The following is a 26,185-nucleotide window of genomic DNA, read 5'->3' on the forward strand; positions in this document are numbered from 1 at the left end:
AGGTTAATTTATTTTGTAATAGGAACCTGATATTGATATTCCATTTGCTTAAGTATATTTCCATCCTGATCGCGGACTACAATCAAACGTCCTAAGACATCATATTCGTAATATATCGTTTTGCCATTGGCATCCGTTTCACTAGTCATACCTACCATTGGCTTATAGGTATAAGTACATACCTTAGCTACAGTACCAGCTAATCCCGTTCTGATTTTATTAAGCTCCTCTCTAACACGAACATCCGTATAGCTCTGAGCGCTATCCAATAAAGACAGACTTACAAATGTCTTTACAATATCATAGGTGCTACCAGTCACTTTAGCTACAGGATATTGTGATTTATATCCCCAGAGATACACATCCTTTACGTCATCGGCTTTACGCTGCTCAAGTATATTGCCATCATTGTCATATAAACTAAATTCAACCCTCTTTTCCAGGGGATTTCTTCTTGTCGACGTATACACAGCTGATGGAAATATTTTTGAATTTGGATATTGCACATAGCTCTGCTGAATAGTTCGCAGCAATATAGTATCACTATATTCCTTAGTAGCTATAGGTTTTCTCAGTACATTCGATGAGGTCAGTGCATTCAGGATAGGCAGCTGACCAACGATCAGATCAGAAATCTGACCCGCTTGATGAGGATAAAAATACTCTGTTCGCTTTTGTATATTTCTGCTATCATTTTTCACTTCTCTATTCCTATATAAATAGATAGGATCATATGAAATTGCAGTCTGACTCGCCATATATCTGGTTGAATCCTCAGCATCAAACGTAGTATCGTTAATCTCTGTCAACTTATGTGAACCACAGTATATATTATAGCTAATATGGGAGAACTTAGCTCCTACCTGTGGAGGATTACCGGCAATCACATCAAGTCCGCCACTAGCTGCATTATTATAATAATTTAAGAATGTCTGCGCAGCAGGTATAGTATCTGTATAATAGTCCATATACTTATTCTGCGTTCTGCTAAGTATATTATAACGACCATTCCTATAACGATAATTCGTAACCGATACTAACGATATAATCTTCCAATCGTCTTTCGGATCTGAATGCAAAGGGGTCATATTTACCCACATATCATTTTTTGAGTCTATGACATACTCATACACGGTTTTTCCCAGTGTTTGGTTATTGACAGGATTCACTGTGTATTCCGTTACATAAGGATATAATACTGCTGCTCCGGAAGAGAAAGACATATCCAGGAATGGTTTTGAATTAACAGTTGCTATTCTCTGCAGATAATTATCAGATTGTCCTGACATCGTGGAATTCACATATTGAACAGATATAAAATTCGCTGTATAATTTTTATACTTTGTCTTTCCAATACCATTTTCATCAAGGCCATATCTATATACCTTAGTAATAGAATCTCTTCTATCACCTGTCGTATACTTTATTTGTTTCACACGATATCCGCCCCCATAAATAGTTTTCGTATAATCTATAGAAGAAGCATACTGATTACTTTCAAAATCAAACTCAGCATAGCCACCTGTTGGATAGTAGAGGCGTTTTATGATACCCGGCACCATACGCGTCGGAGAAGTTTGTTCCTGCTGACTTCCAACTTCCACCCATCCACCTGCATTCTTCGGGGAACCATATAAGTTGGCAGGATCGGGGTTCTCAAGCAATGTGTTCCAAACAAAGTTGGCTACATAGTACATCAAATGCGGTATAACATATGCGCGTTTATTGTTTACAAACCCCCAAAAATCAGTATTATAATTACCATATACGCCAACACACTCTTCATCATTCTGTTTACTATATTCCATTCTATAAACAACAGGACTAGTCATATCGGATCCATACACTTTCACGGAATCCAGTCCATATCTCGTATTCAGGTTATCATAATAAGAAAAGGGCTGTTCATAACTGGCATGTTGTAGCGCGTGTTGAAACAGGCTTGCTCTTTTTACAAGTTGGGAACCTGCATATAAAAAAATGTTTGTCAACTGATTGTTCTCTGTATAGTAAAAGGAAACCCTTCCGCCTTTAAACCGGATCTCACTGAGTGGTAATTCCTGTGTTTGAACATCCGACATTACATTCGCAACGTGATCTGATCCATAATCCAGTCCAGCCCACGCAGCCTGCTCCCTTTGAGTACCAACATGAGAGCCACTAAGGCGAATCTTATATTCTGACTCACCAATTGCAAATTGTGGAAGAAGATCGAGCGGTTCATTAACATAATAATTACCAGTCGTTACTCCGGAAGGTCTTAATACTGATGCACCGGTAGGAATTCCATCGGCAACGTTATATACGTTCTGATAAATATTCACAGGCTTACCAACACCACCAGGAATACTATTTGCTCCAACATACTCTATAAACTGCCACTGTATATTATAGTAGGGCATTGTGTAAGTAGTACGGGGATTGTAGTTAAATCGGATGGTATCCGATTTGTCATATGGAATGATCTCAGTAATCTTCCACGCAGACAAAGTAGTTGGTGACCCACCGCCTGAAAACTCTGTTACAACACTTGTACCGGATGAATATTTTCCAAACTTATAAATGGTCCCGTCATCATCCGTAATCTGAAAAGTATTATCATCCGGGTGTGATATCTTCACTGCATCAAAAGAAACAGGTCTAAATGCGCCGGAACGATTATAAACAAACTGCCCACTTTTTGACAACAAAGAATAGTAAAAATCATCTGGCTGCTCATCATATGAGTACAGCGATGCTCCTAGTAAATAAGCCTCAGTATTCTGCCCGAATTGCGAATTAGCAGGGTATCCTGCATTGACGCCATCCATAATACCTTTGACTGACCGGGTAATTCCGAGATTGGGCGTCAATGTCCAGCCCCATCCCGGTCCTCCAGGTTGCTCGTTAGGTTTTAATTTCCCAATGTGATAACTCAATTGGAATGGCAGTGTTCCTGCCCTTGTCGGTACATCAAATAATGGAATAGTGATGTCCGGAGCTCCTGAAACATAGTCAACAGGATAATTCTGATACAACGCTATTGAGGCAGCCTCCGGGGAAGCAGAAACAATTTTACCCAACGTTGTACTTGGAGGTGTGACAGTCTGCGCAAACAGATCAGCACAAGAAACTTCAAACAGCATAAATGCTGCAGTAAAAAATAAACTTCTCATGTGGTTGATAAGAAAAGGTACAAGGAAACTAACCGTCAGTAAGCTTGACACTCACTATAATCATTTAATTATACTGTAGAACCATCGGTCCTTTAATATTTTTTGTTTTATCATGATAAAGTCTCAGATCATTTTCACGTCTGAAACATTCTTTTTCTCGTAGGGTTCAAAGACACTCCTTTCTCAAACACGATTAAGGGGCAGTCAACAAACACCATTTACCATAGATAGTCATCCTTTTAATGAAAATTAAAGCCACTATGCAAGTACGACATTTACTACGCATTGTATATGGCAAGATTGATTTTTTCACCTGACCATTTTCTACATACAAGTTTTCCTCCTCTACTCATAGCTCATAGCATTCAAAAAATACTGAACAAACGTAAACAAAAAGAACAGAATGAACAGACAAAAAACAATCCTCCCCCCTTAAATTCGCTTTGTTATTCACCATATCATTCTTCATCCATGATTGTTAAAACCATCGGCAGCGCCGTACAGGGCGTAGAAGCCATTTCCATTGTTATTGAAGTGGACGTATCACCCAAAGGCACACAATTCCACATTGTCGGCTTACCCGACAGCGCCGTCAAAGAAAGCGAACAACGGATAGAATCCGCTATCACAAATATTGGCTTCCGTTTTCCACGCTTCCGGACCGTCGTCAACATGGCACCTGCCAATATCCGTAAAGCAGGTTCCGCCTACGATCTGCCTATCGCGTTAGGACTACTCGCTGCTTCTGAACAGATAGACAGTACCGCCTTATCACAATTCACCATCATGGGAGAACTATCCCTGGACGGCACTGTACAACCCATCCGCGGCGCTTTGCCTATTGCCATTCAGGCGCGTAAGGAAGGTTTCAGGGGACTGATCGTACCGGCATCCAATGCCAGAGAAGCTGCTATGGTGAATAACCTGGAAGTATATGGTGTCACTCATCTGCGGGAAGTGATCGACTTCTTACTGGCACCGTCTACGCTGCAACCTGTTTATGTGGATACCAGGACAGAATTCGCCAATGCACATCATCAGTTTGATGTTGATTTCAACGACGTAAAGGGACAATATACGATCAAACGTGCACTGGAAGTAGCAGCAGCCGGTGGACATAATGCATTGCTCATAGGACCTCCCGGCGCGGGAAAAACAATGCTGGCAAGACGTCTTTCGACTATCCTGCCGCCACTCAGTCTGCATGAAGCACTTGAAACCACTAAAATACATTCCGTTGCAGGAAAATTACCAGCCGATACTTCGCTTGTTACGCAAAGACCTTTCCGCGCACCACATCATACCATCAGCCATACCGCGCTGATTGGCGGCGGTAGTATCCCGCAGCCGGGAGAAATATCACTGGCACATAACGGTATCTTATTCCTGGATGAATTGCCTGAGTTCAGCAGACAAGCACTGGAAGTCATGCGTCAGCCACTGGAAGAAAGAAGGGTCTCTATTGCACGCGCAAAATTATCCGTGGACTTTCCCGCCAGCTTTACTTTGCTCGCATCTATGAATCCCTGCCCTTGTGGATTCTTTAATCATCCGGTAAAAGCCTGTACCTGTCTGCCAGGATCCGTACAACGCTATCTGAACAGGGTATCCGGTCCTTTAATGGATAGAATAGATCTGCACATAGAAGTCACACCCGTTCCGGTTGAATCCCTGCTGGACCACACCTATGGAGAGTCCAGTAAGGATATCAGGGAACGTGTAATTACGGCAAGAGAAATACAGACAGCCCGGTTCAACGGCTATAAGGGTATTTACTGCAATGCACAGATGAATAGTCAACTGCTGAGAAAAGTATGCCGTTTAAACAGCGAAGGAGAAGACCTGTTGAAAAATGCAATGCAGAAACTCAAGTTATCAGCACGGGCATATGATCGCATTCTTAAAGTAAGCCGTACAGCAGCAGACCTGGAAGGCAGCGAGCATATTAAAACTGAACACCTGGCAGAGGCGATCCATTGCAGGAGCCTTGACAGACAAGATTGGTGGGATAAATAGTGCAGCGGTAGTACTCAGATGCAGAAATTTGATTAAAGGCCGATGAATGAAATAATAAGGCATCACTAAGCAACCAGCTCCGCGCCTTTATACTCTTCGGACAACTTCTTCTGCAATTCCGGTGGCACTGGTGCGTATTCCGCAAAGACCGCTTTGATCTTCGCTTTCCCTTGTGTCACATTCCGCAATGCAGCATACAGTTTATCCAGTTCTGCCTGTGGCGTACGTGCCTTGATCACCTGGTAACCATTCTGGGAATCCATACCCGTAATGATACTTCTGCGGCTTTGTAACTCACTCATTACATCGCCCGCCATCGTATCCGCAGCAGTAATATCAATATCAAATACCGGTTCCAGTAACTGCGGCGCTGCCTGATGGAAAGCATCGCGGAAAGCCATCATGCCAGCAATTTTGAAGGAAATATCATTACTGTCTACAGGATGCATTTTACCATCATATACACTTACCCGGATATCGCGTACATAGGAACCCGTCAGCGGACCTTCCTGCATTTTCTCCATCACACCTTTCAGGATGGAAGGCAGGAAACGGGCTTCTATCGCACCGCCTACGATACAATTGTTGAACACCAGTTTACCGCCCCAGTTCAAGGCAATTTCTTCGGTCTCTCTCACCGGATGTTCCCTATAGGGAGGCATCCCGTCGTAATAGGGCTCAATGGTGATAAATACCTCTCCAAACTGACCGGCGCCGCCAGACTGCTTCTTATGACGGTAAGTAGCCGCAGCATGTTTACGGATCGTTTCCCGGTAAGGGATCTTCGCCGGCAGGAATTCCACATGCATTTTGTAGATATTCAGCAAACGCCATTTGGTCAATGCAAGATGCAGATCGCCCTGACCATGCAGGATCACCTGTTTCAGTTCACGGTTGTATTCTATTTCCAGTGTGGGATCTTCCATATGCAACTCCGCCAGGACTTCACTCAGTTTCTCGTCATCCGCTTTATTCGTCGCTTCAATAGCTACCCTGACTTTAGGGGTCGGGAACCCGATCGGTTTCACTTGTTTACCGGATTGTTTATCTGCTAACAGTGTATGGTTGGTGAGGGTATTTTTCAGTTTCAGCGTACAGCCGATATCTCCGGCACGTAATACCTCCGCCGGATGACGGTTACGGCCATCTGTAATAAACAGCTGATTGAGTCGTTCGACGGTATTGCCCTTTTCGCTGTATAATTCGACACCTGCTTTAATTTCGCCTGCCAGTACCTTAAAAAACGAAAGGCGCCCTATATGGGGCTCCTGGAGGGTTTTAAACACAAACAATACGGGGGATGCTGAAGGATCACATGGAATAGGGCTACCGTCTTCCGCCTGCTCTGCAGGCATGTCTATGGCAGCCGGAGCGACATTATCGATGAATCCCATCAGGCGTCCGCTGCCCATATTATGTAAGGCGGACAAACAGAATACCGGGAACACATGGTGTTTCAGCATACCGATCTTCAATCCCTGCCGCATTTCATCTTCATCCAGACTGCCCTTTTCAAAATACTGCTCCATCAGCGTATCATCATTTTCTGCTGCTTTCTCTACCAGCTCATTGTGCAGCCGCTCCGCCTGTTCTTTCTCACTGTCAGGGATAGGCAGTTTCTCCGGCTTACCACCGTTTTCCGGGAACCGGTACATCGTCATTTTTAAGAGGTCGATGACACTGTTAAACCCTGGTCCCTGGTCGACAGGATACTGCATCACCGTCACTGCCGATCCGAATACACGACGGGCTTCTTCTACTGTACGGGAGAAGTTGGCCTGCTCCGTATCCAGCTGATTGACCGCCAGAATAGTCGGCTTCTGGTATTTATCCACATAATCCCAGATCTGCTCAGTCCCCACTTCCACTCCATGCTGCGCATTCAGGAGCAGTAAAGCCGTGTCACAGACCCTGATGGAAGAAATGATCTCACCGATGAAATCTTCCAGTCCGGGTGTGTCGATAATATTAATCTTATAATCACGCCATTCCGTGTGAAGGCAGGTAGCATAGACAGAACTTCCCCTTTCATGCTCTACATCATGATAGTCGGAAACAGTGTTTCCTTCTTCTACTGTACCGCGTCGGGAAATAATACCAGCTTCAAACAGCATGGTTTCACAAAGGGTCGTCTTTCCGCTCTTGGCGGCGCCCAATAATACAATGTTCCTGATGTGCTTCTCATCATAGGTCTTCATAAACGTAAGAATTAAGTATTGTCAGCCGGAGCGGGCTGATCGTAAACAATAAGATAAGTAAACGTGGGAATGCCGTTTTGGTGATTTTAGCCGTAGCTAGATAAGCTATAACCGATTCTGAGTATTAAGTTACTCTATTTTTTCCTACCAGCACCGCTCAAATGTGTTGCAACATCAATATTAATGTACCTTTGCACTCATAGATTGTCTTTAGTATCATGAAACTGTTCTTATATTATTTAAAAAGTTACAAATGGTTGATAGCACTGGCTTTGTTATTAGCAACCATTAACCAGGTATTCTCCCTGCTGGATCCGTATATTTTTGGCCGGATCGTGGACCTTTTTGCGAAAAATCCGCATACCAATGCAGGCGGGGTAGCACGTACGCAGTCCGACTATGTGACCGGCGTTATTTTCTGGCTCCTGGCATCCGTCGGAGTTGCCATGGTGTCCCGTATAGCCAAAGCATTCCAGGACTATTTTACGAACGTCATTATCCAGAAATTCGGCGCCCGTATTTACACGGACGGATTACGTCACTCCTTAAGACTTCCTTATCAGCAGTTTGAAGATCAGCGTAGCGGTGAAACACTGGCTGTTTTACAAAAAGTACGTACTGATAGTGAGAAGTTCATTACTTCCTTTGTCAACGTATTGTTCGTCGCATTGATCGGCGTTGTTTTCGTGATGATATATGCGTTCACCGTTCACTGGAGCCTGGTATTCGTATATTTTGGTGGTAGTCTGATACTCGGCTGGTTAATCAATGTACTGAGCAGAAAGATCAAAACCATCCAGAAAACGATCGTGAAGGAAACTACCATGCTGGCAGGCGCCACTACGGAATCCCTCCGCAATATCGAACTGGTAAAAAGCCTTGGTCTGACGCATCAGGAGATCCGCAGACTCAACTCTACCACTATCCGTATCCTGATGCTGGAACTGAAAAAAGTGCGCAGCATCCGCAGTATCAGTTTCGTACAGGGTACCTTCGTCAACTTCCTGCGTCAGAGCATTCTGTTCATGCTGCTGTTCCTCATCTATAAGGACACCGTTACCGTAGGACAGATGTTCACACTGCAATTGTACTCCTTCTTTATTTTCGGTCCTTTACAGGAGTTGGGTAATATCATCATGTCCTACAGGGAAGCCCAGGTATCCCTGCTGAACTTCGAAAGTATTATGCAGACGCCTGTGGAAGATACCCCTTCAGATCCGGTGAAGATCAACCGTATCGATACGCTGACCTTCAACCATGTAGGATTCAAACACCTGACAGCTGAAAATAAAGCACTGGATGATATCAATTTCAGCGTAAATGTAGGTGAGACGATCGCGTTTGTCGGTCCGTCAGGTTCCGGTAAAACAACACTGGTAAAACTGCTGGTCGGACTGTATTCACCTCAGGAAGGCGCGATTGGTTACAACGGTGTGGATAGCAGGGAAATAGATATCGAGGAACTGCGTTACCAGATCGGTTTCGTAACCCAGGATACACAGTTATTCTCCGGTACTATTAAAGAAAACCTGTTATTTGTCAATCCACAGGCTACTGATGAAGAGCTACTCAAAGTAATGAAAGACGCCAGCTGTACAACCTTACTGGAACGTGCAGACAATGGTCTGAATTCAGTGATCGGTGAAGGCGGTATGAAGATCTCAGGTGGTGAAAAGCAACGTTTATCCATCGCACGTGCTTTGTTACGTCATCCGCGACTGCTGGTATTTGACGAAGCCACATCTGCCCTGGATTCCCTCACAGAAGAATCCATCACCAATACCGTGCGTGATATCACTTCTACCCGTGAACATATCACCGTCATGATCGCTCACAGGTTATCCACTATTATGCACGCTGACAGGATCTACGTACTGGAAAAAGGCCGTATCGTAGAAACGGGTACGCATAGTGCACTGGTAGAAGAAAAAGGCTTGTATTATGCGATGTGGAGACAACAGATTGGAGAGAGATAGTTATCTTTGCGCCCATGAGCAATAAGCGACCTAGTTATCTCCTGAGCATGCTTACTATGAAATGCCCGCACTGCCGCAGAGGAGATATGTTTAAGACGAAAAATGCATATACTAACCTCCGGAAGACGTTTGATATGCATGAACATTGTCCTGTCTGCGGACAAAAATACGAACTGGAAACAGGGTTCTGGTTTGGTACAGGATATGTAAGTTATGCTTTGGCGGTAGCATTCTCGGTCGCTACCCTGATTGCCTACTGGGTCTTCTTCGGTATGTCCTGGGAAGATAATAGTGTCTTCATCTGGTTGGGTATCAACGGGGTATTGCTGGTATTACTGCAACCCTGGCTGATGCGTATCAGCAGAGTCATCTATCTCTACTTCTTCGTTTACTATGATGAAAGCACGGCAGAATTGCCGGACAAATAAAATAAAGGCTGTCTGCCATCACGGCGACAGCCTTTATTGTTAATTCCCCTCCCATTTGCACGACTTTTGTTATATCTCCGGCAAAAGACAGCTCATGCAAACCAATCACATACTGTACATCTGTAGCATTGTATTACTTTCTTCCTGCGCTACCGCTACCCAGGAGACAGAGCAACAGGCTGATACCTCAACTGTTATAGCAGCTCAGACAGACACACCGGCAAAACCACAATCTGTGGATACCACTCGTAGCGCCCCTCGTTCTGAAGTACTGAAACCGCAGTCCGGCCCCTACACTCCCGAATGTTATAAAGCCATCACAGACATCATCCAGAGCTCAGATTTCAAATCAGAGCTGACAAAGAAAGAGAATATCAGGGTACGGATAGACCGCCAGGAAAACAGCAAATTGGTCCTGCAGCTGTTTGGTAACGAGAAAGATCATGAATCGACCATCGCCTGGTTACGGCTGGATAAAGCCAATGAAAAACTGGAAGATATAACCGTGGATCCGGATAAACCTGTAGAACTGCATTACGATCGCGCATTGATCAGTGCACTGAGGCAGAGTTGCCCTTGAGTATAGGTATGTTGCAACAGCAAAAGGCATCCGCCAGATAGCAGATGCCTTTCATTTTTACGCTAAAGTTTACTTGTCGTCTATTGGTAAAATCCTATCTTATATTCGTTCTGACTATACTTACTCTACGTTAGCGCTACGTTCAGAACATAGCACTAACGTAGAGTAAGTATAGTCAGCAGCTTTATTTAAAATCAATCGGTACCACTACCTTCACACTGAAGTTCCTCCCCATATTATACACACCGCTTCTGCCTGTCACTTCATTTACAGCAGCATATTTCAGGCGGCTGAGGTGATTCTGATAAGCTACATCTGTCAGGTTGTTAGCTGCCAGGTGCAGAGAGAATAACACTTTATTACTCTTCCTGTTAATGAAGTCAGTACCTATACCTGCATTTAATAAAGTATAACCCGATGTAGCTGTTTCTGTCTGGTAAGCATAGAAAATATCATTCTGTGCAAATGTTCTATCCATCTGTACACCTACATATGCATTCTGCATCACACCACCTACTTTCTTGAAATTGCCCTTCAGCTCAGATAACCAGCGGGCTGCAGGAATATTAGGCAGATATTTCGTTGAATCTGTACCACCTGAAATAGCAGTGCGTACATAAGAAACAGTATTCTCAAAATGCAGCCAGTCAATCGGATGGGGATGGATATCCAGCATGAATTCACCACCATACAGATTAGCCGTATGCTGCTGATATTTGAATGCAGCATAACCATCTTCATTGTCATCTACCGGAATAGAATCCGTACCGGCAACACTCACCAGTTTACGGGCAAAAATGAAGTTATTGATATGGTTGTAGAATACGCTTGCTGTCAGTGATATGTGTTGTGAATTGAACTCAACACCCAGGTCGCCCTGTGTACTCACTTCCGGCTTCAGATCACTGTTGCCATATTCATATTTGATGGTACCTTCATGAACGCCATTTGCCGCCAGTTCTGATACGTTAGGCGCACGGAAACCACGGGCGGCATTCAGCTTCAGCGTTACCTGCTCACTGGCAGCATAGCTGATACCAGCACTTCCGGATACATTAGAGAAATTACGATCGAAAGTAGAAAACTTCGTTTCACCGCCATTGTCAACAGGTACGCCTTCATCATTCAACTGCAGACCTTTGATGTTCATATGACGGTTGTCAAAACGGAGACCACCGCTCAGTGTCAGTTTATCAAAGGTTTTGCTGGTTACTGCGAATACGCCTGCATCAAACAGGTCATAAGCAGGAATCAGGTATTCTTCTCCTCCGATATTATTTTTCTGCTGCATACCATTTACGCCGATAGTTGTCTGCCAGCCATTCATTTCCGGTAAATAGTATTTCAGACCGTAGTTAAAGGTGTTCAATTTCAGGAACAATTCCGGTTCATCCGGCTCCAGCACATTCCCTAATTCCTTACGACGGTTCCACTGATAACCCAGTGTCAGTCCCAGACGGCCCCCATTGTGCAGATAGAGATTATTATCCCATACCAGTTTGTTGTGGGTGATTTTCTGCTTAGGTACGCCGATGCTGTAAGATTTGAAATCATCATTCGTAGCAACGGCTTCATCTTCCTGACCATTGTTATTAATCGGCTTGATGAATTGACCATTTTCATTCCGGTCACCTTCTACCAGTCCAAGTTCCTGGTTAAAGGAAGTGAAACGCAGGATGGAAGAACCCCATTGTTTATTCAAACCGAGACTTCCACCATAGTTGATATTTTTAAACTTGGAGTTAAATACGTAGCCATCGTATTTATTCTTGTAGTCATGTGCAAATTTCTGGGTACCAAAAGCGCTCCAGCTGAAGCCTCCTTTTGAAGTACCTGCGATGTCTGCGTGATAGGAAATCTGACCGTTATTGCTCAGATAATTCGCAGCCACATTGCCTTTTACCTGTCCGGCAGCAACGGCGCCCGGAGGTACGATATTCACTACACCCGCCAGCGCATCAGAACCATATACCAGTGAAGAAGGTCCTTTCAGTACTTCTACCCTGCTTACGTTATAATCGTCAATTTCAATACCATGTTCATCACCCCACTGTTGTCCTTCCTGGCGTACACCATCACCTACAACTACTACGCGGTTGTAACCCAGACCACGGATGAATGGTTTGGAAATGGCGGGTCCGGTAGTCAGCTGACTCACACCTGGCAGCTTAGCAATTGCGTCCACGATATTGGTGGAGATATTAGCGTCGAGGTATTCCTTTCTGACAACACTTACAGGCGTAGGTGTCTTTTTCAGGGTTGTCGCCAGGTTAACACCTGTGATCACCACTTCATTTTTTTCCAGCAGTGTTTCAGATAATGAGAAGTCCTTGTGTGTGCTGCCATCGATCTGAATCACTTCAGTAAAAGCGGCGTAACCGATATAGTGCACCTCCACGAGGTATTTACCTTTTGGCAGGTTTTTGAGTTCGTATTGTCCCTGTGTGTTGGCAGAAGCGCCTATATGCAGATCGGGCAGATAAACGGTAGCCCCTGGTAAAGGGCCGTTAGAAGCTTTATCAGTCACTGTTCCGCTGAGTGAATTATTGGCATCGTCACCGTTGTATAAATTAGCAAATCCGGATGAATAGCTAAGTAAGCTGATAAAGACAGCTGTATAGAGAACACGTAAATAGTGCATAGAAAGATTTGTTTATAGAGGAATACCTGCACGGCAACTGAATAGTCACAGTGACAGACATAATACGGGCCATCAGGCCCATCAAGAGCGTTCAAAACAATAAACTAAACAAAACTTGCTACCGGAGGTGCACGGGGAGATAATGTCCTGTAGGGGATGTGTTTGATCACCGGGATAACCGGTGCGGGGAAATGCCAGGTCACTTCTTTTACCAGCACATAGTAGAACATGCTGGTGTGCTCGTAAGGCTCCGGATCTATCTGTAAAAATCCACAGTGTACGTGTTTTACCGATAGCGTGGTGCCATGTTTTACGATGCCTGGCGCATCATCATCAGTATCGTGATGCTCAAAGAACTGGTGAATAAAGGCCCTTGGGGTGGTATTAAATGCAAATACCCCCAACAGCATGATGGCCAATATCCTATATAGAACTTTCTGCTTCAGATCATGAGTTTGACGGGAACAAAGATAGACAATAAATGCAACACCGTTGCTCAAATATGGGAAAACAACATTAATATCCATAAATGATCCATATGGCTGATGGCTGGCCGGGGTGTATATAAAACAAAGTCCCATGGCGTCATTGCCATGGGACTTTCGCATATAGTGCAATAACTATTAATATTTCACCTTCAGCATAGATCTTACGTTCTGATACACACCGTTTTGTATACGGGCGTAGAAAATACCTGCCGCCAGTTTACCGCTATCAAAAGTGATGCTGTACTCACCGGCTGCCTGTACCTTATTCACCGGTGTGGATACCAGTCGACCCATGGTATCAAAGATCTGGACGATTGTTTGTCCGCCCCTGGTTTTATACTTCAGGGTAGTAGTGGTAACGAACGGATTCGGATAGTTGGTAATCAGGTTGTTACTACCGTTATTCACATCGTCGATCGTCGTCAGCGTACCACAGGCGATACCACTTACAATCGGCAGACGCTGGTAGTCTTTGAACAGGACTGTCTGCAGAGTCATATTATCCACACAGAACCATTGTTCCAGCAGGGATGCATATACAGAGCGGAAATCGTACTGCATAGGCATATTATCACTTACGTTGGTTTGTGTAGGAATATCAGGAGAAGAACCCAGTACACCCTGTAATACATAGTCACCAAAGATAATCATCGGAGCAGCGGCGCCGTGGTCAGTACCCATACTACCATTTGATTTGATACGGCGTCCAAACTCAGAGAAAGTCATCCCCACTACACGACGGGAAGCTTTCAGTTTAGTCAGGTCATCCATAAATGCCTTAATGGAATCAGACAGCTGACCTAACAGTCTTGCGTGTTCACCTTTGCCGGTATCACCAGCCTGTACCTGGTTGGCATGCGTATCGAAGAAGGCATGCGTTACCATATACACACGGGTTTTCAGACCACCTGCCACCAGTCGGGCAACTATTTTAAGCTGTTCTGCCAGCCTGTTATCAGGGTAAGGACTCTGGGAAGTGACATTCGCAGCAGCCTTCTTGATAGAATCAGCAAATTTGTTGGATTGTTTAGCGATCAGCCGTACATATTCCAGTTCCACGCCCGCATGGGTGTCAGGAACAGGGTCATAAACATCTTCAATCAGGCTATAGAATTCAGAAGAACTGGAGATGGCAACCGCCATGTTCGCATCAGCGCCCTGGAATACCGGGGAAGTCAGCGAACCGATCTGGATCGCAAGCGGATCTGAACCTTCATAAGAATCAGGGAAGCCCGGGTATTGTGTTTCCAGGTAACGGCCGGCCCATCCTGTTTCGATGATCTGATTCTGATCTGAACCACTCAGCCAGATGTCCATTGCGCGGAAGTGGGAATAATCCGGAGAAGGATAACCAACGCTCTGTACCACACACACTTTACCATTCTCATACAGTTCCTGCAGACCGGTCATTGCAGGGTGAAAACCGGTTTTTATATTGTTTGCCAGCGGCAATACTTCACCTTCTTTGATAGCGATGTTGGTACGTGCTGCCTGATAGTCTGCATAAACATCCAGCGGCACGATCATATTCAGACCATCATTACCACCGATCATCTGGATCATCACTAACACGTGGTCATTATCTTCGGCGGACTTCTGCAAAGCGTTCAGCAGCGAAGAGCCGGCAAACGCCTTTACGGCAAAGCCATTTATAAAGGTCGGCAGGATCGTTGCCGGAGCGGTATATTTAAGAAAGTCTCTGCGTTTCATAGTTTATAGGTCTTTCTAAGATCAGGCTAATTGATATTCTGACAAATTCATCAGGTACTTGTACAGTGTTTGCAGGCGGTTTTCCACAATGCTGCGATTAGCGGGTGTAGGACTGGAAATCCAGGCGTTCCAGGCGTCTGTCCAGTAGTAATCACTGTCAGGACTCTGGCCGCTCAGCAGAATGAAGTTCTTCAGTCTTGCCTTTGATGTGTCAGATAATTCGATACGGTATAAGATATCCAGTGCGTCCTGGATCAACGTAACAGGGTTGGAAGGATCAGAGAGCTTTTGAGTGAAAGCCAGGGGATCGATTTTCACATTACCAAAACCACCGGTACTGATCATGGAATCACTCATCAAATTACGCTTCGGCAACGTATCTGTATTGATCCAGATCTCATGATACTGAGGCGCCTGATGATAGGCTTCCCAACCGGCTACCTGTGGAGGATCTCCCAGGTCCTGCAGCATATTTGCGCAGTGGTTACGGATGGTATCCAGGGATTCATGTGCGGCCATGTATTCGGTCGGGAATTCAATATCGAATTCGCGCACCATTCCTACGGCAAACTCCACCGGACTTTTGATCAATGCTGACATATTCAGCGGATCAAAGAAGTGCTCACTTTTAAACAGGGCTTTCAGCGCTGGTTTGAGTTCGTAGTTATTATCACGCAGGATCTGCGCCATTGGCGTGATCACATTCTGCTCTACCGCATCATCTATCAGGTAGTATACAAAGAAACGGTACAGTTTACGGCTGATGAATTTAGATACTTCCTGCTGATCAAAAATGATATCCAGCAGGTCATCCAGTTCGGTAGCACCAGCTGCACCTGTCTTACCAGTGATCTTACGGGTATTATAGAAACTTGAAAACTCTTTATTGGTAATAACGTGCTGGGTAGACTCAAAATAAGACTCCATGGTAACAGGATTAATCCTGTACCCTGTCAGCACCTGTGCGGTTGCACGTACGTCCTCTTCCGTATAAGCGGAGTCAGGTCCTTTACCTACGGTGAACAGCTCATGCAGTTCGCGGCCATAGTTTTCATCAGGACTTTCCTTTCCGTTCAGATAACCGTTCAGATATCTGAGCATTGCCGGATCGAGGGTAACAGCTTTGGTCAGCACTTTAAAATTGCCGGTGGCATTCGCCCTCAGCATAGTATTATACTTATAGATATAACGGGAGTCATTCACCATATCCATTTCGGTTACGAAATGGTTATGCCAGAAGAGTACCATTTTCTCCTGTATGCTGCGTGATTGGTCGATCATCACTTTCAGCCACCAGGCTTTATAAGATGACCAGCGCATTCTGTCCAGGTCTCCTTCTTCAGGAGGAGGAGCGGAATTCACCCAGGTAGCGCCAGGTGCGATGCCGGTTTCATCTTCACCATATGTATTGAGCGGCTGTGTGGTTACAGTGTTCACTGTATCGATGAGGGCATCTACTGCTGCGTCCATGCCCAGTCCTTTGGCCCAGGCGATATCTTCAGGTGTGGAACCGAACATCGCGCGTTTCAGCAGGTGTACTGCCTGTGCAGTACCAAATTCTCCCGTGTATGCTGTAAGACCAGATTCAGTACGAAAGGCGGTTTTCTCCGCTTTGACTGCTGCTTGCTGGCGATTTGCAGGAAGCGTAAGGAATTGTCTGCGATCCATAGATATTATGATATGGTTGTGTTGTGTGTATTCTTCTTATAGGGATACTAAAGTAAAGTAGGCTAATTCACAGGTCCCATTTGCGGATCCAAATTAATAAAAACTTTAATTCAAGCCGATTATTTTATTTATAATACTGTACTCAAAAAAGAAAAGGGTTGACTACCATCTGGTTAGTCAACCCTTACACTAATATTATCGTTGCTTACATTCTTTCAATTACGCCGGCAATTCCTTGTCCGCCGCCCACACAAGCCGTCACAATACCATATTTCTTGTTCAGGCGTTTCAGATCGCTGAGAATCTGTACGGTGAGTTTAGCGCCGGTACAACCCAGCGGGTGACCCAATGCGATGGCGCCACCATTGATATTCACCAGTTCGGGATCGATACCCAGTTCACGGATGACCGCTACTGACTGGGATGCAAACGCTTCATTCAGTTCTACCAGGTCTATATCGTTCAGCGTCTTGCCGATCTGCTGCAATGCTTTAGGCACAGCGGCTACCGGTCCGATACCCATGATACGCGGATGCACGCCGGCGGAGGCACAGGCTACCAATCTGCCGATAGGTTGCAGTCCCAGTTCCTTCACCATCGTTTCACTCATGACCACCACAAATGCAGCGCCATCAGAAGTCTGAGACGAATTACCTGCGGTTACACTACCACCGGCAGCAAACACGGGTTTTAGTTTAGCCAGTGCTTCCGGTGAAGTATCTGCACGCGGACCTTCATCCGTATCAACAGTGTAAGTCCGGTTCTGTTTGCGGCCTTTTTCATCCACATATACTTCGTTTACACTGATCGGTAAAATACCTTCTTTAAAATATCCGTTTTCGATCGCCTTCAGGGCCTTCTGGTGCGAATTATAGGCAAAAGTATCCTGGTCCTCACGTGATATATTGTACTCACGCGCAACCGCTTCTGCTGTCAATCCCATTCCCAGATAATATTCCGGTGTGGTGGAAGCGACTGTATAATTCGGCACTGTTTTCCAACCGGCTACAGGTACAAGGCTCATACTCTCTGTACCACCTGCGATGATACAGTGCGCCATTCCTGACTGGATCTTCGCGGTTGCAATCGCAATTGTTTCCAATCCGGAAGCACAGTAACGGTTCACCGTCACACCTGGTACTTCTATCCCAAGCGCACGTACAGAGATCATACGACCGATCTGCAAACCCTGTTCTGCTTCGGGAACAGCGTTACCTACTATCAGGTCATCTACTCTTTTAGGGTCGAGTTGTGGCACACTCGCTAACAAACCTGTAATTACATCCACGGCCAGGTCATCAGGCCGGTAAAAGCGAAAGCCGCCCCGCTTGGACTTACCCACAGCGGTTCTGAATCCGGCTACGATATATGCTGTTTCCATTTCCTTAACTCCTTTTCCGGGTGTAACACCCGATTTTTTTCTTTTAAGTTAAAGAAGTTTTGTGAAATAGAAAACAAGGTGTTAGATTTGCAGCCCGATTCGTCGGGAATGGAAAGACTCCTTAGCTCAGCTGGTTAGAGCTACTGACTCTTAATCAGTAGGTCCAGGGTTCGAGTCCCTGAGGGGTCACAAGAAGCTTCAGGTAATACCTGAAGCTTTTTTTTATGTTTATTAGGTTGATTGACCATTTTACACGTAAAGGATTTGTATTATGTTTGACGCGTCCTTCAGCTGTAGTCAGTATAAGAACATGTTCGCTGGAGTTGCGTTGTCAATTTTTATAATAGCTATATGCAGGCATTACAAGGTAAAAGATTCGAAGCGTTAGATAGTTTCAGGGGCATTTGTGCATTACTGGTAGTATGTTATCACGCACGTATCCTTTTAAGTGTGGCAGAACTTCCGTTTTTCCGCCATGCAAATTACTTTGTTGAATTCTTCTTTGTACTGAGTGGCTTTGTTATGTATCATACCTATGGCGCGAAGACGATGGACAGTAACCGCTTTAAAGATTACCTGACCAGCCGTTTTTTTCGCATATATCCGATGCATATCCTTGTATTGACAGTGGTAATAGGCCTTGAGTTTATGAAACTCCTGGGCCAGCAAAAAGGATTTTATTTCAATAATGCCGCATTTACTGCTTCTGCCGATCCAAAATATATTCTCCCCAATATCTTACTGATACAAGCCTGGGTGTCAGAATCAGCCGCATTGTCTTTTAATGTACCTTCCTGGAGTATCAGCATTGAGTTTTATCTGTACATCATATTTGGCGTCCTTATGTGGAAAGCCGGCAAAATGAAAAATATATTCTTTGTGGCCATCGTATTGGTGGCAGGTACACTGATAATGATCAATCAACTGCCATTAACTGACCAGGCCATGCGCGGCTTACTTTGTTTTTTTGCGGGTTGTCTTTCTTACATGGCTTACAAAAAGATAGCTTTCATCAATAGCAATAAACTCCTTTTTACCATACTGGAACTTGTACTGGCACTCCTGATCATTTATACCATAGTCGCAGATTTCAGTGGTGTATATAAAGGCATTGTTACCACACTGCTTTTTTGTGTTACGATTATCACCTTTGCAGTCGAAGGAGGAGCTATCTCAGCACTGTTACGGAATAAGGTGTTTACTTATCTCGGAAAATTATCTTATTCGATCTATATTACTCATTACATCATCTATTTCCTCTTTTTAGCAACGGCTATAGTCTTATCAAAAGTGATTGGCCATGACTTAACGATCGTGGATAATTCAGGTGCTGTTGCCACCCGGTTTATTACAACCCATCATGTTATATACGATCAGCTGATACTGCTGGCCTTATTACTTGTTGTCATTGTTATTTCAGGTTTTACTTATAAATATGTGGAGCTTAAAGGCATTGAGCTGGGCAAAAGATTTAAGAAAAAGCGGGCTGCAGCAGTAGCATAAAACAAGGGGCAATAAAAATAACTACATAGCAACCAACGACATAATACTAAAATATACAAAAAAATCATATATTAGCGTCCGTTTTTAATATACCTATGCCCGCGCAATATACCTTTAGTGATCTGTAAGCAGAAGTAGCGATAATACACTGGGACAATTCATCCAGAATTTATGCCATTGCTGAGGCATTATTTGTGCAATAAAAGCAGCTGTATACTAAACCCTGATTAAATATCCCATATACATATGAAACAGTTCGTACTGGTTAGTGTGCTTGTGCTACTATTTATAAATAAGCAATATGCGCAAACCAAAGTTTTTAAAGAAGTCGGTAATAGTATTTCTTCAAGCATTAAAGCCATCATACAGGACGACAACCTGGTAGGCTACCTTTCTTTCACAGAATTAGAACGTGCAAACGCCGATTCCTTCCATTACAGGTTGACTATCATGGATGAAAACCTCAATGATATCGGCGAGTTGAATTTCACAGAACTCAAATTAGATCTGCAGGCAGTCGCTTTTGAGCAGGATGTAATGTGCCTGGCCTACCTTAAAAGCAACTTTGTTGGTTATGGCGGCAAAAAAAGAAAAGAGCGTAAAGAACAATTGAGTAACGCTTCCTTATCTGTATATACGCAATTCGTAAGTCTGGATGGTAAGATTATCAATTCCAACACCGTTAAAGCAAATGTGAAGATCATGTCTGCCTACAATACAGGCTACGATCGTAACAAGATTGATGACGGCGTGCTGAAACATCGCGTACAGCTGAAAAACATGAAAGGAAAAGGTTTTGCATGTTTTTACGGTGACGACAACAAATGTTATGTATCTGTATTCAATACAGAAGGAAAGAGTGTATGGAATAACGACTTCATGCAAGGCGCTGACAATTTCGTCATGCTGACCTCACAGCACGATATTTATCTGCTCTACAAAAAGAAGGAGAAATTACTGGAAGGTGGTTATTGGCTGATGGGCTATAACGTAGACAATAATGCAGCCTTCGCAAAATATGACCTCAGTGATAAAAACGGCCATTCCTTCAGCGTGCGCGCTTTCGCCAATGACCCTATCACCGGAAGACCTTATCTCGCCGGTATGATACTGCACAACCGCAAGGGAAATTCTACCATGACCGTTAAACAGCTGGCGCATGGTCCTTATATCGGCGCGTTCACCGCACAAATCAAAAATTCCGGCACCAGTGATATTGAAACTGTGATCTCCGACTGGTCAAGCCATTCACAGTCTGAATTTTCTTCTAAAGGCCGTTATCAGCCCACTAAATCATTTATGCTGTTCCAACCTGCATTTAAAGATTACGATGGCAATGCTTACTTTGCGGGTACTTCCTTTAAAAGAAAGCCAAAATGGGGTGCAATCGGCGCTACTGTAGCTACCTCTCCCCTGATCATACCGCCTTTATGGATTCTCATGTTTGCCGGTACGCAGAAAATACAGACAAGAGACGCTTTGCTGTTTAAGCAGGATAAGAAGGGAAATCTCTCATACGTGACTGCAATTCCTTCTGCACATAGCCGCTATATAACAGGTAAGGTGTCATTACTGCAAAATATGGCCATCCCGGAATATGACATGGTGGTGAATAGCGATACAAAATCCAACTACCTTGTTGTGAGCGACAAGAAAAATGTCAACATTTATAGCGTTAATCAGAAAAAAGTAATCCGTACCATTCCCCGTAAAGAAGGATCGGTAACGACCACTATCTACCCTGCGAAAGAAGGGCATATTATGGTATCTGAATACAACAAACAGGAGAAAACCAGGAAGTTCTCCATTGAGTCCCTGTAAACTGTATTGTTATAATAAATAGAGAAACCGTCACTTTATACGGAAAAAAGAGAACGCTTCAGGTCTGAAGACCTGAAGCGTTCTCTTTTAAAAGCTGTTTAAATCAAAACGCCGGCCAAGTGAAAACTTACCGGCGCTACACAATGACAACAAATAACGACTACTTACCCGACAGGTAATTTAAAACCTGCTGAGCATGCTCATCGCCTTTCATGAAATCGCGGAAACTGTAAACGATCGTACCATCCAGGCCAATCACAAAGGTTTCACGACCGCTCACCTTTACATTGTTTCCAAAATCCTGTTCCTTCACACCGAACTTGTTCAACACAACATTGTCCGGATCGCTCAGCAATGTAAATGGCAGACGATTCTTTTTTGCAAACGCCTTGTGACTTTCCACAGTACCATTGTTGATACCGATAACCATAGCATCGGCATCCTTATACTTCTCATAAGCATCTCTGAAAGCACATGCTTCCTTGGTACAAACAGGACTTTCATCTTTTGGATAAAAGAAAATTACAAGTTTCTTCTTCCCCAGCACATCTGCCAGGTTAAAAGTCTTCCCGTCCTGATCCTTCAGTGAAAATTCGGGTACATTCTCTCCCTTAGCCAGCGTATGTTGTTCCTGCATTGTCTGTGCTTTTGCAGCCGGAGCAGCAATAAAAAGGCTGCACCCGATAGCCAGCATGGCAACGATCGATACTTTCTTAATGTTCATTCTCATGACCTGAATTATTAAATAAATGCTATCTGATTTTTTTCAAATCTCCGGTGAATTATGCGGATGAATTTTCACTTTGGTTAAAATCGGCTGATTTTTTTCTGATACACAAAAATTGCCCCCAAGCTCCTTCATAAAATTGTCATGCGTTCATTTATCTCCTTGATTTTAACTAAAGTGAAAATCGGTGGACAGGATTTTAGTCACTTTTGTTACATCACTAAGGTGCAGACTACACCGCAATAAAATAAAACATGAAAAAGCTATTAATAATTATTGGTTGTCTGATGCATTTTGCCGCGTTCGCCCAGATTGACAACCCGGTCCACTGGACCTTTACAGCAGCCCCTGCGGGTGATAACAAGGTAGAGATCAGCGCTACCGCCCAGATCGATGAAGGCTGGCATTTATACTCACAGTTCCTGAAAGAAGGCGGACCCGTTCCCACCTCCTTTCAGTTTGACAACGCAGAAAGTTACCATCTGGTAGACGGTGTTACCGAAAGTCCTGCGGCTACAAGCGGGTACGATTCGACTTTCGAAATGACCATCCTTTACCATGAGAAAAGTGTCACCTTTAAACAACTGATCACCTATACAGACCCTGCTGCACAAATTAAAGGACAGGTGCATTATATGGTGTGCAGTGGCCAGAAATGCCTCCCCCCTACGGATGTAGACTTTGAAGTAGCCGTCGATGCGACCGTAAGTCATGCAGCGAATACAGCGCAGGTACAAAAAGACAATGCTCCTGCTGATAAACAAAGTCCGGTGAATGATAGTGGTAGTTCCATTTTATCCATCTTCCTCGCAGGATTTTTAGGTGGCCTTGCTGCATTCTTCCTGCCATGCATTTATCCGATGGTACCCTTAACCGTATCATTCTTCACCAAACAGTCCAAAACACGCAGACAGGGCATCCGCGCAGCCATCATCTATGGTTGTTCAATCATTGTGATCTATGTAGGATTGGGCTTACTCATTACGGCTGTTTTTGGCGCCTCTGCATTGAATGAAGCCTCCAGCAGCGCAGTATTCAACCTGTTGTTCTTCACCATCCTGGTAGTATTCGCCTTATCATTCCTTGGTGCATTTGAGATCACGCTTCCATCTGTGTTTGTCAACAGCATTGATCAGAAGTCAGGTAAAGGTGGCTGGATCGGATTATTCTTTATGGCCTTTGCATTGGCACTGGTATCATTCTCCTGCACTGGTCCGCTGATAGGTACACTACTCGTTGAAGCAGTAAGCAAGGGTAGCTATCTGGGGCCGGCCACTGGTATGTTTGGTTTCTCGCTGGCCCTCGCTTTACCATTTACTTTATTTGCCATCTTTCCTTCATGGCTGAAAAGTTTACCGAAATCAGGTGGCTGGTTAAATTCCGTAAAAGTTACACTCGGATTACTTGAACTGGCTCTCGCCTTTAAATATCTTACCAATGTGGATCTGGCTTACCATTGGGGGCTGCTGAGCCGCGATCTGTTCCTCGTCATCTGGATCATCATTTTTGGTGTACTGGCTTTCTATCTGTTAGGGAAAATCAGATTAAGCCATGATTCCGAAGTAAAGACGCTCTCCATCCCCAGACTATTACTTTCTATGCTGGCACTGGCCTTTACCGTTTACCTCATTCCCGGCCTCTTTGGGGCTCCACTGAAAGGGATCAGCGGATGGCTGCCACCACAACAAACGCAGCAATTCACCCTGGGTGCCGCTAATGCAGATAAACCGGCTGGAAGTTCCACCCATAAATATGCAGGTTTATTCCACGCCCCCGAGAATATCGATGCTTTTTACGATTACGATGAAGGCATGGCATACGCAAAGAAAATGCATAAACCTGTCCTCCTCGATTTCACTGGCTGGAGTTGTACCAACTGCAGAAAAATGGAGGCGGCCGTTTGGTCTGACCCGGAGGTATTGAAACGTTTAAAAGAAGACTATGTGCTGATCTCCCTGTATGTGGACGACCGCACCTCTCTTAGCAACACAGAAAAGTATGTTTCTAAAGTTTCATCAAAATCCATCAATACAATCGGACAGAAATGGAGCGATCTGCAACAGGAACGTTTCAACACAAACGCTCAGCCGTTTTATGTGATCCTGGACCCGGACGGTCAGCCAACAGCTGAACCGAGAGCCTTCAATTTAGACATTAAAGCATACGTCGATTTTCTTGACATGGGTATTTCCTCAGTAAGAAAAAAATTAACTGTTCAACTATCTAACTAATCAGCATCATGAGAATTAAATTATTCAGATCAGCTATGCTGGCAGGCTGCCTCGCACTGATCGCATCCGCTTATTCTTCCAGGGTCCTTGCACAGCAAAAAGCCCCGCAGGAAATCAAATTCAGTTCCAAAGCCTATAAAGAGGTATTGGCAACCGCTAAAGCCGCTCACAAAAAAGTCTTTATAGACGCCTACGCTACCTGGTGTGCGCCCTGTAAAGAACTCCGTAAACATACTTTTAACGATCCTAAAGCCGCGGCCTATTTCAATAAAAACTTTGTCAATTTCACGATTGATGTTGAAAAAGGAGAAGGTATAGCATTGGCAAAAACCTGGCAGGTAGACGGACTGCCCACCTTACTGATTGTTGATGAAAAAGGTCAGGTACTGGCAAACCACGTTGGATTTGTGGATGGAGATGGTCTGATCCAGTTTGCAAAAGAGGCAACAGAAAATATACAGTCAAAAGGCAGCAAACCCGCTTCTAAACGCTAAAGGAATGAAAATAAAACAACTATTCAACGTCTTGCTGGCGGTAGCGCTTTTTGCAGCTTTGGGTGTACATGCGAAAAGTGCACCCAACAATGATACGGCCACCTTCGCGACAGGTTGCTTCTGGTGCGGTGAAGCGAAGTTTTCACAATTGAAAGGTGTGATCAAAGTAACTTCCGGTTATACAGGCGGACGTATTGCAGATCCACGCTACTCACTGGTGAGTACCGGCACGACCGGTCACGCGGAAGCTTTCAATGTGATTTATGACAGTACCGTCATCACTTACGATGAACTGCTGGAAGCCTTCTTTCTTTCCCATGACCCGACAGAATTAAACAGGCAGGGAAATGACGTCGGCACACAGTATCGTTCCGCCATATTTTATCATAACGACGCACAAAAAGAACGGGCTGCCTACTATCTGAATAAATTCACCGAACAGCATATCTATCCCAAACCCATCGTTACGGAACTGACACGCTTCACGGTGTTTTATGAGGCAGAAACATATCACCAGCAATACTATAAAAAACATCCGACGCAAGATTATTGCCGCTACGTTATCCAGCCAGAACTGGAAAAATTCAAACTCATCTTCAAAGACAAATTAAAGCAATGAAAAAGATCCTGATTTATAGCGCCCTGCTGATGTTGATTAGTATCAGCAGCTTCGCCCAGAATGAAAAATCTACCCGGGGACACGAAAACAATCCCTGGTATTCCAACACAGACACATCCAGGCTGACGGTAAGTAACGTAGAATGGAAAAAGGTGCTTCCGGGCGCCCTTTATGCCGTCGCAAGGGAAAAAGATACAGAAAGACCATTTACCGGTAAATACTGGAAAAGCACAACCCGTGGCACCTATTATTGTGCTGTTTGCGGCAACCTGCTGTTCCGCTCGGACGCAAAATTTGCCAGCAGCTGCGGATGGCCCAGTTTCTACGAACCAAAGCGCGCAAGTGCCGTACGTTACCAGGAAGATTACTCTGTCGGTATGCACCGGACGGAAGTATTGTGCGGGCGTTGTGATTCCCATCTCGGACACATCTTCGACGATGGTCCTGCACCTACTTACAAGCGCTTTTGCATGAACTCGGTATCTCTTGATTTTGAACCGGATAAAAAATAAAATCGGAAAAGTGGCTCATTTCCCTTTGTATTTAACT

General features: G+C 44.4%; 18 protein-coding genes and 1 tRNA gene. 11 read left to right on the plus strand and 8 right to left on the minus strand.

The features are described from left to right. Window positions 1-8: 8 nt before the first annotated feature. Entirely contained in the window at window positions 9-3,155 is a 3,147-nt protein-coding gene (locus tag CPIN_RS35145; RefSeq protein WP_044220451.1) for an RHS repeat domain-containing protein, read from the minus strand. A gap of 471 nt (window positions 3,156-3,626) precedes the next feature. Between CPIN_RS35145 and CPIN_RS35150 the strand changes: the two genes are divergently transcribed. After that, entirely contained in the window at window positions 3,627-5,171 is a 1,545-nt protein-coding gene (locus tag CPIN_RS35150) for a YifB family Mg chelatase-like AAA ATPase (RefSeq protein WP_012794665.1), read from the plus strand. A gap of 65 nt (window positions 5,172-5,236) precedes the next feature. Here the strand turns inward: CPIN_RS35150 and CPIN_RS35155 are convergent, their stop codons facing one another. After that, window positions 5,237-7,369 (minus strand): elongation factor G, encoded by a 2,133-nt coding sequence (locus CPIN_RS35155; RefSeq protein ID WP_012794666.1) that lies wholly within the window; start codon window positions 7,367-7,369, stop codon window positions 5,237-5,239. 218 nt (window positions 7,370-7,587) lie between these two features. On the opposite strand from CPIN_RS35155, the gene CPIN_RS35160 reads away from it, so the two are divergent. From CPIN_RS35160 to CPIN_RS35170, 3 genes are all read left to right on the plus strand, one after another. Continuing rightward, entirely contained in the window at window positions 7,588-9,345 is a 1,758-nt protein-coding gene (locus CPIN_RS35160; RefSeq protein WP_012794667.1) for an ABC transporter ATP-binding protein, read from the plus strand. A 47-nt stretch (window positions 9,346-9,392) separates the two neighbouring features. Beyond that, window positions 9,393-9,773: a DUF983 domain-containing protein gene (locus CPIN_RS35165; RefSeq protein WP_245552064.1), complete on the plus strand. Its 381-nt coding sequence runs from the start codon at window positions 9,393-9,395 to the stop codon at window positions 9,771-9,773. A 94-nt stretch (window positions 9,774-9,867) separates the two neighbouring features. Beyond that, the gene (locus CPIN_RS35170; RefSeq protein WP_012794669.1) at window positions 9,868-10,353 is read left to right on the plus strand and encodes a hypothetical protein; all 486 of its coding nucleotides are present in this window, start codon (window positions 9,868-9,870) and stop codon (window positions 10,351-10,353) included. Window positions 10,354-10,537: 184 nt separating this feature from the next. On the opposite strand, the gene CPIN_RS35175 is transcribed toward CPIN_RS35170, so the two are convergent. The 5 genes from CPIN_RS35175 to CPIN_RS35195 form a co-directional block, all read right to left on the minus strand. Further along, window positions 10,538-12,994: a TonB-dependent receptor gene (locus CPIN_RS35175; protein WP_012794670.1), complete on the minus strand. Its 2,457-nt coding sequence runs from the start codon at window positions 12,992-12,994 to the stop codon at window positions 10,538-10,540. A 104-nt stretch (window positions 12,995-13,098) separates the two neighbouring features. Next, window positions 13,099-13,602 (minus strand): hypothetical protein, encoded by a 504-nt coding sequence (locus CPIN_RS35180; protein ID WP_012794671.1) that lies wholly within the window; start codon window positions 13,600-13,602, stop codon window positions 13,099-13,101. A 15-nt stretch (window positions 13,603-13,617) separates the two neighbouring features. Beyond that, the gene (locus CPIN_RS35185) at window positions 13,618-15,192 is read right to left on the minus strand and encodes a DUF1501 domain-containing protein (protein ID WP_012794672.1); all 1,575 of its coding nucleotides are present in this window, start codon (window positions 15,190-15,192) and stop codon (window positions 13,618-13,620) included. Window positions 15,193-15,213: 21 nt separating this feature from the next. Next, window positions 15,214-16,860: a DUF1800 domain-containing protein gene (locus tag CPIN_RS35190; RefSeq protein WP_012794673.1), complete on the minus strand. Its 1,647-nt coding sequence runs from the start codon at window positions 16,858-16,860 to the stop codon at window positions 15,214-15,216. Window positions 16,861-17,065: 205 nt separating this feature from the next. After that, the gene (locus tag CPIN_RS35195; RefSeq protein ID WP_012794674.1) at window positions 17,066-18,241 is read right to left on the minus strand and encodes a thiolase family protein; all 1,176 of its coding nucleotides are present in this window, start codon (window positions 18,239-18,241) and stop codon (window positions 17,066-17,068) included. 115 nt (window positions 18,242-18,356) lie between these two features. Here CPIN_RS35195 and CPIN_RS35200 point away from each other — a divergent pair. From CPIN_RS35200 to CPIN_RS35210, 3 genes are all read left to right on the plus strand, one after another. Further along, window positions 18,357-18,430: transfer RNA gene (locus CPIN_RS35200), tRNA-Lys, on the plus strand. Between the two features lie 162 nt (window positions 18,431-18,592). Beyond that, a complete protein-coding gene (locus tag CPIN_RS35205) occupies window positions 18,593-19,744 on the plus strand; it encodes an acyltransferase family protein (protein ID WP_012794675.1) in 1,152 nt (383 codons plus the stop codon). 246 nt (window positions 19,745-19,990) lie between these two features. Beyond that, entirely contained in the window at window positions 19,991-21,565 is a 1,575-nt protein-coding gene (locus tag CPIN_RS35210) for a DUF6770 family protein (RefSeq protein ID WP_012794676.1), read from the plus strand. A 160-nt stretch (window positions 21,566-21,725) separates the two neighbouring features. Here CPIN_RS35210 and CPIN_RS35215 read toward each other — a convergent pair whose 3' ends face one another. Further along, complete coding sequence (locus CPIN_RS35215; protein ID WP_012794677.1) at window positions 21,726-22,295, minus strand: peroxiredoxin; 570 nt, start codon at window positions 22,293-22,295, stop codon at window positions 21,726-21,728. 251 nt (window positions 22,296-22,546) lie between these two features. Between CPIN_RS35215 and CPIN_RS35220 the strand changes: the two genes are divergently transcribed. From CPIN_RS35220 to msrB, 4 genes are read left to right on the plus strand one after another with little or no spacing between them, the layout of a single operon-like run. Next, window positions 22,547-24,523, plus strand: a complete 1,977-nt coding sequence (locus CPIN_RS35220) for a protein-disulfide reductase DsbD family protein (RefSeq protein WP_012794679.1) — start codon at window positions 22,547-22,549, stop codon at window positions 24,521-24,523. 8 nt (window positions 24,524-24,531) lie between these two features. Further along, complete coding sequence (locus tag CPIN_RS35225) at window positions 24,532-25,017, plus strand: thioredoxin family protein (protein ID WP_012794680.1); 486 nt, start codon at window positions 24,532-24,534, stop codon at window positions 25,015-25,017. A 4-nt stretch (window positions 25,018-25,021) separates the two neighbouring features. Next, window positions 25,022-25,636: a peptide-methionine (S)-S-oxide reductase MsrA gene (gene msrA / locus CPIN_RS35230; RefSeq protein WP_012794681.1), complete on the plus strand. Its 615-nt coding sequence runs from the start codon at window positions 25,022-25,024 to the stop codon at window positions 25,634-25,636. After that, window positions 25,633-26,148 carry a peptide-methionine (R)-S-oxide reductase MsrB gene (msrB, locus tag CPIN_RS35235; RefSeq protein WP_012794682.1) on the plus strand — a complete coding sequence of 172 codons (516 nt, stop codon included), beginning with the start codon at window positions 25,633-25,635 and terminating at the stop codon, window positions 26,146-26,148. The genes msrA and msrB overlap by 4 nt, the downstream gene beginning before the upstream one ends. The last annotated feature ends 37 nt before the right edge of the window (window positions 26,149-26,185 follow it).

This window comes from Chitinophaga pinensis DSM 2588 (assembly GCF_000024005.1).
Classification (GTDB): domain Bacteria; phylum Bacteroidota; class Bacteroidia; order Chitinophagales; family Chitinophagaceae; genus Chitinophaga; species Chitinophaga pinensis.